At 51.6% G+C, this 11,879-nt stretch carries 9 protein-coding genes; 6 read left to right on the top strand and 3 right to left on the bottom strand.

Annotated features, from left to right (window positions below; all coding sequences use genetic code 11):
* The first annotated feature begins 265 nt into the window (after positions 1-265).
* A complete protein-coding gene (locus JIG40_RS09090) occupies positions 266-1,924 on the top strand; it encodes a putative transporter (protein WP_020329078.1) in 1,659 nt (552 codons plus the stop codon).
* 93 nt (positions 1,925-2,017) lie between these two features.
* Here the strand turns inward: JIG40_RS09090 and JIG40_RS09085 are convergent, their stop codons facing one another.
* Together JIG40_RS09085 and JIG40_RS09080 are read right to left on the bottom strand one after the other, a co-directional pair.
* Entirely contained in the window at positions 2,018-3,052 is a 1,035-nt protein-coding gene (locus JIG40_RS09085) for a methionine synthase (RefSeq protein WP_004727751.1), read from the bottom strand.
* A gap of 28 nt (positions 3,053-3,080) precedes the next feature.
* A complete protein-coding gene (locus tag JIG40_RS09080) occupies positions 3,081-4,058 on the bottom strand; it encodes a DUF1852 domain-containing protein (RefSeq protein WP_199465191.1) in 978 nt (325 codons plus the stop codon).
* A 457-nt stretch (positions 4,059-4,515) separates the two neighbouring features.
* On the opposite strand from JIG40_RS09080, the gene JIG40_RS09075 reads away from it, so the two are divergent.
* The 3 genes from JIG40_RS09075 (at position 4,516) to JIG40_RS09065 (ending at position 8,269) form a co-directional block, all read left to right on the top strand.
* Positions 4,516-6,060, top strand: coding sequence for a methyl-accepting chemotaxis protein (locus tag JIG40_RS09075; RefSeq protein WP_199465190.1), 1,545 nt, complete (start codon positions 4,516-4,518; stop codon positions 6,058-6,060).
* Between the two features lie 194 nt (positions 6,061-6,254).
* Positions 6,255-7,640 carry a HAMP domain-containing sensor histidine kinase gene (locus JIG40_RS09070; RefSeq protein WP_199465189.1) on the top strand — a complete coding sequence of 462 codons (1,386 nt, stop codon included), beginning with the start codon at positions 6,255-6,257 and terminating at the stop codon, positions 7,638-7,640.
* Entirely contained in the window at positions 7,637-8,269 is a 633-nt protein-coding gene (locus JIG40_RS09065; RefSeq protein WP_024374452.1) for a response regulator, read from the top strand. The genes JIG40_RS09070 and JIG40_RS09065 overlap by 4 nt, the downstream gene beginning before the upstream one ends.
* 247 nt (positions 8,270-8,516) lie before the next feature.
* Here JIG40_RS09065 and JIG40_RS09060 read toward each other — a convergent pair whose 3' ends face one another.
* A complete protein-coding gene (locus JIG40_RS09060; RefSeq protein WP_199465188.1) occupies positions 8,517-9,755 on the bottom strand; it encodes a DEAD/DEAH box helicase in 1,239 nt (412 codons plus the stop codon).
* Positions 9,756-10,139: 384 nt separating this feature from the next.
* On the opposite strand from JIG40_RS09060, the gene JIG40_RS09055 reads away from it, so the two are divergent.
* Positions 10,140-10,766, top strand: coding sequence for a LysE family translocator (locus JIG40_RS09055; protein WP_047460374.1), 627 nt, complete (start codon positions 10,140-10,142; stop codon positions 10,764-10,766).
* A gap of 39 nt (positions 10,767-10,805) precedes the next feature.
* Positions 10,806-11,870: a nitronate monooxygenase gene (locus JIG40_RS09050; RefSeq protein WP_199465187.1), complete on the top strand. Its 1,065-nt coding sequence runs from the start codon at positions 10,806-10,808 to the stop codon at positions 11,868-11,870.
* The last annotated feature ends 9 nt before the right edge of the window (positions 11,871-11,879 follow it).

Raw genomic sequence — 11,879 nt, 5'->3', positions numbered from 1 at the left:
TATCACAATAAGCCAATATCCGTTAAGGTGCACAATTTTGCATAACCACGGTTAACTTTTATGCACCATTGCAGTATTACTGGTAATCAGTTCAGGGCAACAACAAAACGGAACCGAGAGCCATTTCTCACCTTCCGTATTTGAACCCCTCAGCTGTAGACCTAACCACGCTTGCAGTTTTACTGTCGCAGTTCTTACGCCTACCCCTGTCTGCTGTTCAATCACGTTTGCCCATCATGATTTTTAATTGATCAGGAGACTCGCTATGAGTGATATCGCGCTCTCTATCAGCATCCTCGCGCTGGTAGCGGTGTTGGGTCTGTGGATTGGGAATTGGCGTGTTTATGGCGTCGGTTTGGGGATCGGCGGAGTGCTGTTTGGCGGCATTCTGGTTGGTCACTTCACCGGTGCTTGGGGCGTCAAACTCAACTACGAAACCCTTCACTTCATTCAGGAGTTTGGCCTCATTCTGTTTGTTTACACTATCGGAATACAGGTCGGCCCCGGTTTTTTCTCTTCATTGAGAAGTTCCGGGCTCAAACTCAACGGCTTTGCGGCCCTTATCGTTCTGCTCGGTTGTGCGGTAACCGTCGCGCTTTACTATGTGTTTGATGTCCCACTGCCCGTCATTCTCGGCGTCTTTTCCGGTGCGGTGACCAATACGCCATCGCTCGGTGCCGGACAGCAAATCCTGACCGAACTGGGTGAGCAGAGCAACCTGCTGGATCTCACTGGTATGGGTTACGCTATCGCTTATCCGTTCGGTATCTGCGGCATTCTGCTCACGATGTGGCTGCTGCGCATGATTTTCCGCGTCAACGTCAACAACGAAGCCGAGGAGTTTGAAACCCACAACGGCCACAAAAAAGAGAGCCTGCACACCATTAACGTTGCGATCAAAAACCCCAACTTAAACGGCTTGCTGCTGAAAGACATTCCTGCGCTTAGCGAAGGCGATATTGTTTGCTCCCGCCTCAAACGCGGTGAACAACTTCATGTACCAAAACCCGATTCCCGCGTTGAAGTGAACGACCTGCTGCATTTGGTCGGCGACAAAAAAGCGCTGGAAAAAGCCCGTCTGGTGATTGGGGAAGAAGTCGATGCTTCACTCTCTACCCGTGGCACCGAACTGCGCGTGCAGCGTTTGGTGGTGACCAATGAAATTGTGCTGGGTAAAAAGCTGCGCGATTTGGATTTAAAAGAGAAGTACGACGTCGTCGTGTCACGCTTAAACCGTGCGGGTATCGAGCTGGTTCCCACCAGCAATTCAACGCTGCAATTTGGTGACATTCTCAATCTGGTTGGTCGTCAGGAAGCGATTGAAGCCGTGAGTGGCATGGTGGGTAACGCGCACCAAAAGCTGCAACAGGTGCAAATGCTGCCAGTGTTCGTAGGTATCGGTTTAGGTGTCTTGCTGGGCTCGATTCCGTTCTATCTGCCGGGCTTTCCTGCCGCGATTAAACTTGGTTTAGCGGGCGGCCCGCTGATTGTCGCGTTGATCCTCGCCCGTATTGGTAGCATCGGTAAGATGTACTGGTTTATGCCACCAAGCGCCAACTTAGCGCTGCGTGAAATCGGTATCGTGCTATTTCTGGCCGTGGTCGGGCTTAAATCCGGCGGGAACTTTGTCGAAACGCTGGTACAAGGTGACGGCGTAAGTTGGATGGGCTACGGCGTGTTGATCACCGCGATTCCGCTCATCACGGTCGGCATTCTGGCTCGCGTACTCGGCCACATTAACTACCTGACTATCTGCGGCATGCTGGCTGGTTCGATGACCGATCCACCAGCGCTGGCTTTTGCCAACGCCATTCACGAAGAGAGCGGCGCTTCTGCCCTCGCCTACGCTACGGTCTATCCACTGGTGATGTGTTTAAGGATCCTCTCGCCGCAAATCCTGGCGCTGATCCTGTGGAGTATGTAGATAAAAAAACGGGCTTAGGCCCGTTTTTTTATCGTCAGTATGGAGAAGTCTGGTCACCGGATCCACTTATTCAATCACAGTGTTCAAGTGAGTTTATGATTTAGCCAAAATCTCTTGGCGAATAATCTCAGCGCCAGCGCTCAGGGCATTCAACTTACCACGGGCAACGTCACGTGACAGAGGCGCCATACCGCAGTTGGTGCATGGGTAGAGCTTATCCGCATCGACAAATTGCAGCGCTTTGCGCAGCGTGTCAGCTACTTCTTCTGGGGTTTCAATCGTGTTGGTCGCCACGTCAATGGCACCCACCATCACTTTCTTGCCGCGCACCAGTTCCAGCAGTTCAATGGGCACACGTGAATTGTGACATTCGAGCGAAATGATATCGATGTTCGATTGTTGCAATTTCGGGAACACTGCCTCGTATTGACGCCATTCATTCCCGAGCGTCTTTTTCCAATCGGTGTTGGCTTTGATGCCGTAGCCGTAGCAGATATGGACCGCGGTTTCGCATTTCAGGCCTTCGATCGCACGCTCCAGCGCCGCAATGCCCCACTCGTTCACGTCATCAAAGAAGACGTTAAACGCAGGTTCATCGAACTGAATGATGTCCACGCCCGCAGCTTCCAGCTCTTTCGCTTCTTCATTCAGAATTTTGGCAAATTCCCACGCCAGTTTTTCGCGGCTCTTGTAGTGATCATCGTAAAGGGTGTCGATCATGGTCATCGGCCCGGGCAGCGCCCATTTGATCGGCTTGTCGGTTTGCTGACGCAGGAACTTGGCATCTTCGACAAACACCGATTTTTGACGTGACACCGGTCCCACCACGGTTGGCACACTCGCTTCATAGCGATTACGAATCGTGACCGTTTTGCGGTTCTCAAAATCAACGCCGCTCAGGTGCTCAATGAAGGTGGTCACAAAGTGTTGGCGCGTCTGCTCGCCATCGCTGACGATATCAATTTCCGCCTGTTGCTGCTCTTGCAGTGACACACGCAGCGCGTCGTGCTTGCCGTCGGTGAGTTCCTGACCTTGCAGTTTCCAAGGCGACCAAAGTGTTTCCGGTTGAGCAAGCCACGTTGGTTTCGGTAGGCTGCCAGAGGTTGAAGTGGGTAATAGTTTTTTCATAGTCAATTCTTCTATCAATTTGAGTGAATTACAAAGGTGTGTTGGCAGACCACTGTTCAAGAATGGTTTGATAAGGCTTGATAAAGTGCTCTTGCGCAAACTTCCCTTGTTCAACCGCTAACTGGCTGCGCTCTGCACGGTCATACACGATTTGGGTAATGGAATGATCGAGATTCTTTAAATTCGGCTGGTAGCGTTTACCTGCCGACGAATTCGCATTGTAGATCTCCGGGCGATAGATCTTTTGGAACGTCTCCATGGTGCTGATGGTGCTGATCAACTCCAGATTGGTGTAATCATTCAGCAGATCGCCAAAGAAGAAAAATGCAAAAGGCGCGGCGCTATTCGCAGGCATGAAGTATCGCACCTGCAAACCCATTTTTTTGAAGTATTGCTCGGTCAATGACGACTCATTCGGCAGGTATTCATAGCCCAGAATCGGATGGTAATTTTCCGTGCGATCGTAGACTTTGCTGTCTGACACACTCAGGCAAATCACCGGCGGCTTAGCAAACGCTTCTTTGTAGGTTGAGGAATCCACAAAGGTTTTGAAGAGCTTGCCGTGCAGGTCGCCAAAACCTTCTGGAATCGAGAATTTCGCTTGGTTCTTGTTGTGCTCCAGCAGCAATACGCTGAAGTCGTAATCGCGCACGTAAGATGAGAAGTTATTGCCAACAATACCTTCAATACGTTCGTTGGTTTTGTGGTCAAGGATGTTGGTTTTCAGAATCTCAATCGATGGGAATGTTTGGCCGCTGCCTTCGATATCTAAATCCACCGAGATGATTTCCAGCTCAACAGAGTAACGATCGCCGGTGGCGTTGTCCCAGTTCGCCAGCGCGTTGAAACGGTTATCAATCATTTTCAGCGCATTGCGCAGGTTCGACTGGCGGCTTTCGCCGCGCGCCAGGTTGGCGAAGTTCGTGGTAATGCGGGTGCTATCAGAAGGATGATAATTCTCATCAAAGACCACACTGTTAATCGTAAATTTAAAGCCTGTATTCATCGTAATCATCCTTCCTATTGCTTGAGCTAAACCTGATTGACTTTACTGCTCTCTCTGTACTTTTCACTGTTGTTATTCGACGTGGGCTGCGTGATTGGGTTGGGTTAACCAGCCACATCAATATTATTTAGAGTTATGAGCGCTGTATTTTTTATACATGTGCGGTTATATGAATAAAAGTGGCATTACTTCATGTTCAACATGAAAATAATTAATGATGATTTTTGGACGGTGTTAGCACAGGACGGAATAGAGGGTGAAGCGCCAAATGGCGGCCTAACATATTCGCTATCCAGCGCAATCATACTTTAGTGAAAGGCGGCACAAGCTCAACGTTCTACAGGTAAAAATCACGCTATAGTTTAGGCGCTACTCTGCTGTTTCAACGCTGACCCGGCTGTCGGCAATACGGAGCTGCAGGGATAAAAAATCACAATAATAATGACTAGGACGAAGTATGCTATCCGCTCAACAACGTATTGGCTTGAGCCTGACTGCCTGCGCTATTTTGGCAGTGGCAGGCGGCCTCTGGCTTGGTATTGAAAGTGCCGCACTGATTATTCTCACCGCCGCTGTCGTGCTGCTATTGCAGCGTGCCGGGCAAACCGCTGTGTCTTCGCACCCACTCACGAAAGAGGCAGACGCTGTGGCGCCGTTGATTGCCGCCGAACTCAACAATAACGCCGTCAGCGCGGCCAATGTGTCCTACGCAATTGATGTGGTGAAAGCGCAAACCTCGCGCCAAGTCGCCTCCATTCACACCATTGCTGACACCTCGAATGCCATTACCGAAACGCTTGCCGTGACGGCCACCAGCGTGCAATCTGCGCTGGAAGCCACTCAGACTATGCGCGATACCAGCGAGGAAGGCCGCGGCGAGCTGGAATCGGCCATCGCAGGCATGCAACAGATTAGTGCGCAAACAGCCACGTCTGTGGCTCAAATCCAGACACTGGATCAGCAAGTCCACCGCATCAAAACTGTCGCCGAAGTGATTGAAAATATTGCGGCGCAAACGAACCTGCTGGCGCTCAATGCCGCCATTGAAGCGGCGCGCGCAGGCGAAAGTGGCCGTGGGTTTGCGGTGGTGGCGGATGAAGTTCGCAGCCTTGCCGAACGCACTTCGCGCAGCACCGATGAAGTATCCGGCATTGTGCAACAAATTTTTGATGAGACGCAGGAAGTGACGGCCACCATCACCGCGCTGTCCGATAAAGTCGAACAAGGCGTGACTCAGGTTGAAAGCGTCAATCAGCGGCTGCACAGCATCGCCCACCAATCGCAGGAAGTGGAGTCACAAATGAGCGGCATCAGTCAGGATGTGATTGCCAACGAACATAGCCTGCGCCAGATTGCTGAATCAATTGAACATATTCAGCGCGAATTGTCCGACAGCGACAACGAGCTGTCTGATTTACAAAGCGAAGCTGAGCAATTGATGCAGATTGCGGAACACAGTAATGCGGTGTTGGTGGAACACTTTGAAGAGAGCATTCACCGTCCGTTTTACGATTTAGCCGCCGGACTGGCGAAGGCGGTAGGCGAGCGTTTTGAAGCCGATATCGCATCGGGCAAGATCGCCGAACAAGCTCTGTTTGATCGTCAGCACAAGCCTATTGCCAATACTTCGCCGGCCAAGTATCACACCGCGTTTGATCAATATTGCGATGCCGTATTGCCTGAACTGCAAGAGCCGATCATCAAACAGCGCCGCGAAATGGTGTACGCGATCGCCACCGACGATCACGGTTACGTACCGACCCACAATAATCAGTTCTGTCAGGCTTTGACGGGCGATCCCAAAGTGGACATGGCCAGAAACCGCACCAAACGGATTTTTGGTGACCGCGTCGGCCTGCGCTGCGGCAAGCATACTCACACCATGTTGCTGCAGACCTATAAACGCGATACAGGCGAAGTGATGCATGACATTTCTGTGCCTGTAATGGTTAACGGACGACATTGGGGCGGCATGCGCCTTGGTTACTATCCGCCGCAATAATCCGCTCTGGCGGCTGACCTGCGACGTGCCATCACACGTCGCAGGCCATTCGCCTCGCTAATCCGTGTTTAGCTTCCTGTTCATTCGATTCCGTGACATTCACGTGCCACACTGACGATTCGTGCAATCTAACTGTGACGTTTTGAGTAATTTCCTCAATTGATAGTGTCTTTTATGTCATTTAGACTCGCGCAATGGACATGCTCATCATCTTCAAACTTTACCTGCTTTCCGGTCTGGCTTTTTTCGCCGCCTCCTTTGCCATATTCTCGCGAAACCTCAAAAACAGCAGCATTCGAATCGCCAAAGTCCTGCCGATTTTTGCGCTGTTTGGCCTTGTCCACGCTTTTCACATTTGGACCGAACTCTACTTCGATCTCTACCAACACGAATTCATTCTGACCCGCGGCATCGACGCGTTTCGCGTGTTCAAACTGGGGCTGTCGTTTTTACCACTCGCCTATTTCGCCTGGCGAATGCTACCGCTGAGCATGTGGCCGCAGCAGCATATCGCATTGATTAAAAAGGCGATCATTCTGCTTTTGTTTCTTCTTGTGGCCAGCCTTTACTGGCTCTACACCCATTATTCTTTCCCCGTATTTATCCATTACGCCAGCAACCATATTCGCTGGGTATTCGGCTTAGGGTTCAGTACGTTGGCAGGCCTGGCGACATACAGTTACGCCGACCGCGTTGAGTTTGAAGGCTTTGGTTCGTCACGCGCATTCAAACTGCTGGGCATTGCGCTGATTGGTTATGCGTTCAGCGCCGGTTTTCTGACCGACGATGCCGCGCAGCGGGTGCAAGTGATTAGTCTGCTGTGTGCTTACGGCATTCTGCTCAGCCTGTGGAATGCGATGCGCGTATTTGACCGTGAACACGACCAACAATTGCAATCGGCGCTACAACTCTCCTTGCAAGACGCCAAACTCCGCGAATTGGGTGAACTGACTTCCGCCATCGCTCACGAAATCAAAACGCCCATCAGCAGTGCGATGATGAGCTGCGATTTACTGGAAAATCAGCTCTCGCACGACAGCAATCACAAGCGCCAAATCGACCGTATTCGTTATGGCCTGAGCCGCGCGGCGGAAATCAGCCAGGAAGTCCTTAACTACGCACACCACAAGCCAATTGACCGCCAACCAGTAATGCTGGCGGAAGTGATTGATCAGGCGTTATCACTCAATCATTACCGCTTAGAAGGTTTTGACTTGCTGGTGAATGTCGATCGCCAACTGAAGATTTTTGGCGATGCCGGGTTACTGGAAGAGGTGTTCAGTAATCTTATCGGCAACAGCGTCGATGCCAGCCAGACTCACAAATCACTGCGCATTCAGGGGTTTCAGAATAAGCTTAACGCCATTCTGACTTTTACGGATTGCGGTGGTGGCATGCCTGAATCTCTGCTTTCCAAAGCGACTCAGCCCTTTTTTACCACCAAGCCCAAAGGGGAAGGCACGGGGATGGGGCTGGCGCTGTGCAAACAAATCATTACGCAACACAACGGCGAACTGTTACTTTATAACCACGATAATGGACTCACAGTCGAAGTTCGCATCCCGAGGAAAATGCAATGACGTTACAACTGTTACTCGCAGAAGACGATCCGCAGCTTCGCGAAGTGCTCATCGAAGCGCTGACTTTAGAATCTTTCGCGGTCACCGCCTGTGACAACGCAGAAGACGCCCTCGACATCGCCGCCAAGCAGCCGTTTGATCTGGCCCTATTCGATGTCGTGATGGGCGGGATGACGGGCATTGATGCCCTGACGACTCTGCGTCGCCTGCAACCGAACATCGGCATCATCATCACAACCGCGTTTGCGACGGTGGATATTGCCGTCGATGCGATGAAGAAAGGCGCCGATGAATTTCTGACTAAGCCATTTAATCTCGCGGCTTTATCAGTCACTCTAAAGCGCGTCCACGCAGAGCACGCACCGAAAGCAGATATTGCCGAAAGCGAGCATGATCAGATCTTCAGTGCCCTGTCGAATCCGATTCGTCGCACGGTGGTCAAGCAGCTCAAGCTGCACCGCAAAGTGAAGTTCATGGATTTGTGCCGTATGGTCGGAATTGAAGACCACACCAAATTCAATTTCCATCTGCGCCAACTGGTCAACAGTGGCTTGGTATCGAAAGAAGAAGGCCGGGTGTATTCGCTGACCGCACAAGGCATGCAGATCTACGCCAGCCTGCTGAAATAACCCATCCCGCTGATTGAGTGGTTCGGTGTCCCGCGCACCGAACACTTGAAGCGCCACCGAGTCAGTGACCACGCGTGAGACAAGCGTTCAACACGGATTGTTGGTTAACGTTAAACCTATACAAATCCTGCCCGTCACATCGAATGAGGCGTTGGTGCGACATCAACAAGTGTTAACGACACCAGCAAACGCCAGATAACACAGAGCCACGCGACTCACTTAGAGGCGTAAAGGCTTGGCTCTTCGACTATTTGGCTTTCGGCGCTTGGCGTTTCACCTTACCCTGAAACTGTTTAATACTGCTCTTATTGTTGGTGCGACGGTTGGCCTTTTTATCCCGTGGCGCACGTTTGCTCTCACCTGTTGACGGTTTGTCCGTCACAGGAAAGCCTGCCAAATCTTGCACTGGTAATGCACGTTGAGTGAGGTGACGAATCGCGTTCAGTGCGTCCATTTCACCATGACAGACCAACGACATCGCCACACCTTGCTCGCCTGCGCGGGCAGTGCGCCCCACTCGGTGAACGTATGTTTCGGCATGCATTGGCAGTTCAAAGTTGATCACGACTGGCAGCTGTTCAATGTGAATGCCGCGCGCTAACAGATCCGTGGCGATCAGTACGTTTACCTGACCTGATTTAAACTGAGCCAGCGCTTCTTCTCGCTCATCTTGACTCTTATTACCATGCAGCGCAGTGGTTGACACACCCGCTTTATTGAGCTTCTTCGCTAAGCCATCGGCGTTCTCTTTCGCACCGATAAAGACCAACACCTGCGTCCAAGCATTTTGTTGGACAAGTTCAATCAACGCTTTGGTTTTACTGCCTTTATTGACTAAAAACAGCGTTTCAGTGATGTCTTGATTGGTGCTGTTTTCTTGATGCGCAGCCACCTGTTTGGGTGCGCGCATCAACTGCTTCGCTTTTTCCTTCAACGCATCAGAGAAGGTCGCTGAGAACATTGCCGTTTGGCGCTGATTGGCGGTTTGCATCGCGATGTTTTGTACATCCGGCCAAAAGCCCATGTCTAGCAAACGGTCGGCTTCATCCAATACGAGGGTATGAATATGGCTCAAATCCAAGCCGTTATTCGCCAGATCAACCAAACGACCGGTCGTCGCGACAAGAATATGAGGATTTGTCGCGAGCGCCTGCTGCTGTTGCGCTTTATCAACGCCGCCACACAAACACACCGCGTTGAGTTCAAGCGCTTGACCAACTTGGTTGATCGCTTCACTCACTTGGATTGCCAGCTCACGCGTTGGCACAAGAATCAGCGCTTTTTGCTGAGGATTTGCGTTGAGTTTTTCTAACAACGGCAAAGCATAAGCGAGCGTTTTGCCGCTGCCGGTATTCGCCAATGCCAACACGTCTTTGCCAGCTAATAACTCTGGAATAACTAACGCTTGAATATCGGTCGGCTTCTTGACGTCTTTTGGCAGTGCGTGAATTAGCTCAGAACTCAATGAGAGAGTAGAAAATGGCATTAGCGGAACCTTGTGCTTTGGGTTGAAGAGGCAATAGAAACAATAAAAAGCGGGAAAACGCAGGCGCGGACTCTACCACAATCTACGGGGTGAACCATCCTATTTTAGGCGCTGAAAGCAAGCAGCGCCTAAATGCTGCGCTTTCAAGTAGGTTTACATTGTAAATGGTTCCTTGGTGTAAAAAGCTCACTTCAAGGCCATCTCTAAGCCGCGAACGTCAAGCCATGTGCGCAAGCCGTTGATTTTTTGAAGTGCAATGCGTCGCATTTTATGCACCATGTTGTCGTTGCTATCAAAGTTTCAGTCGCCTAAATCACAATCTATTTGACTCATTTCCAGTCATCACGCAACGTGAATCGATGTCAAACCACATGGAACTTAGGAATGGAACACCACACGTTACTGCTGTTTACAATCGCCTGTCTGTCGATCAATTTGATCCCAGGCCCCGATGTGATTTATATCGTCTCGAACACCATGAAAGGGAAAATGGCCGCGGGTATGAAAGCCGCGCTCGGGCTCGGTGTGGGTTATGTGGTTCACACGTTGGCTGCGTGTTTGGGCTTGTCGGCGCTGATTCTCAGCTCAGCAATGGCGTTTACTGTCGTCAAATGGCTTGGGGCGGCGTATCTGGTCTATCTCGGCATAAAATCTCTGTTGGCGATGTGGCGTGGCGGCAGCCAGCTCAGCCTCGACCATCAAGCAAAAGCGCCGCAAAATATCTTTATGCAAGGCGTTATTGTCAGCGTACTCAACCCGAAAGTAGCGCTGTTCTTTTTGTCCTTTCTTCCGCAATTTATCGACCTGTCGGCAGGCTCCGCGAGCATGCAACTGTTTACTTTCGGCTTAGTATTCAGTGTGCTGGCGACGCTGTGCAATGTGCTCTACGCCACGGCTGGCAGTTGGTTGTTAGGGAGCCCAAAAGCGAGTCGTTATTCACGAGTCATGGAAGGCGTATCGGGCGTGCTGCTGATTGGTCTGGCGGGCAAAATTGCTGTCAGCGACCGTTAAGCCAACCACTGAATCCGATACGAAACGAAAGGATGTACGATGTACAAAGGTAAGATCACCGAATTGCTCGGCAGCGAACTGCCGATAATCCAAGCCCCGATGGCAGGCGTGCAAGACAGCGCGCTAGCCATCGCGGTGTGTGAAGCTGGTGGCTTAGGTTCACTGCCGTGCGGAATGTTAAGTGCGGATAAGATTGTTGCCGAAATCGAGACGATTCAGGCTGCGACAGACAAACCGTTCAACCTCAATTTCTTCTGCCATGAAATGCCTGAGCAGGATGCGCGGCAGCAGCAAATCTGGCGTGATACCCTGCGCCCCTATTTTAACGAGCTCGGCAGCGAACCTGAAAACCATAGCGGCGGCGCCAGCCGACTGCCATTTAGCCATGAAATTGCTGACGCGATTGAACACTACCAGCCACGCGTGATCAGTTTTCACTTCGGATTACCGAAACCGGATCTGTTGGCGCGAGTAAAATCCTGGGGGTGCGCGGTGATCTCTTCAGCCACCACTTTACAGGAAGCGCTATGGTTAGAAGTCCACGGTGCCGACGCCATCATTGCGCAGGGCGCGGAAGCGGGTGGACATCGGGGTATGTTCCTGACGAACGATGTGACCACGCAACTCGGTACATTCGCGCTGGTACCACAAATCGCCCACAATGTGCGTATTCCCGTGATTGCCGCTGGCGGCATCGCCGATAGCCGTGGTATTAAAGCCGCCATGACACTGGGCGCCGAAGCCGTGCAACTGGGCACAGCCTATATGCTGTGTAGCGAAGCCAAAACCTCCCCCTTGCACCGCAGCGCCATTTCGTGCATTCGCGCCGAGCACACCGCCTTAACCAATGTGTTCTCCGGCCGACCAGCGCGCGGTATCGTTAACCGCGCCATGCGCGATCTCAACTATCTTTCTTCACTCGCACCGCAGTTTCCGTATGCGTCAGCCGAGATGTCCGCACTGCGCACGTTAGCCGAACAGCAAGGCCGTGACGATTTCACTCCGCTCTGGTGCGGGCAAAACACATCTGGCTGCGTGGCTATCTCCGCCGCCGAACTGACCTTGTTGCTGGCCACAGAAAGCGGCATGTTGCCGATTCGCTAGTCGCTTTCG

Source organism: Vibrio sp. bablab_jr001 (assembly GCF_016464285.1).
In the GTDB taxonomy this organism is placed as follows: domain Bacteria; phylum Pseudomonadota; class Gammaproteobacteria; order Enterobacterales; family Vibrionaceae; genus Vibrio; species Vibrio fluvialis.
The sequence above is the reverse complement of the archived record's forward strand: the minus strand, read 5'-3'. Positions and strand labels throughout refer to the sequence as shown.

What these genes read in the sequence shown, in the direction of transcription:
- JIG40_RS09090 (WP_020329078.1), top strand. Translation starts at nt 266, where the DNA reads ATGAGTGATATCGCGCTCTCTATCAGCATCCTCGCGCTGGTAGCGGTG.
- JIG40_RS09085 (WP_004727751.1), bottom strand. Translation starts at nt 3,052, where the DNA reads ATGAAAAAACTATTACCCACTTCAACCTCTGGCAGCCTACCGAAACCA.
- JIG40_RS09080 (WP_199465191.1), bottom strand. Translation starts at nt 4,058, where the DNA reads ATGAATACAGGCTTTAAATTTACGATTAACAGTGTGGTCTTTGATGAG.
- JIG40_RS09075 (WP_199465190.1), top strand. Translation starts at nt 4,516, where the DNA reads ATGCTATCCGCTCAACAACGTATTGGCTTGAGCCTGACTGCCTGCGCT.
- JIG40_RS09070 (WP_199465189.1), top strand. Translation starts at nt 6,255, where the DNA reads ATGGACATGCTCATCATCTTCAAACTTTACCTGCTTTCCGGTCTGGCT.
- JIG40_RS09065 (WP_024374452.1), top strand. Translation starts at nt 7,637, where the DNA reads ATGACGTTACAACTGTTACTCGCAGAAGACGATCCGCAGCTTCGCGAA.
- JIG40_RS09060 (WP_199465188.1), bottom strand. Translation starts at nt 9,755, where the DNA reads ATGCCATTTTCTACTCTCTCATTGAGTTCTGAGCTAATTCACGCACTG.
- JIG40_RS09055 (WP_047460374.1), top strand. Translation starts at nt 10,140, where the DNA reads ATGGAACACCACACGTTACTGCTGTTTACAATCGCCTGTCTGTCGATC.
- JIG40_RS09050 (WP_199465187.1), top strand. Translation starts at nt 10,806, where the DNA reads ATGTACAAAGGTAAGATCACCGAATTGCTCGGCAGCGAACTGCCGATA.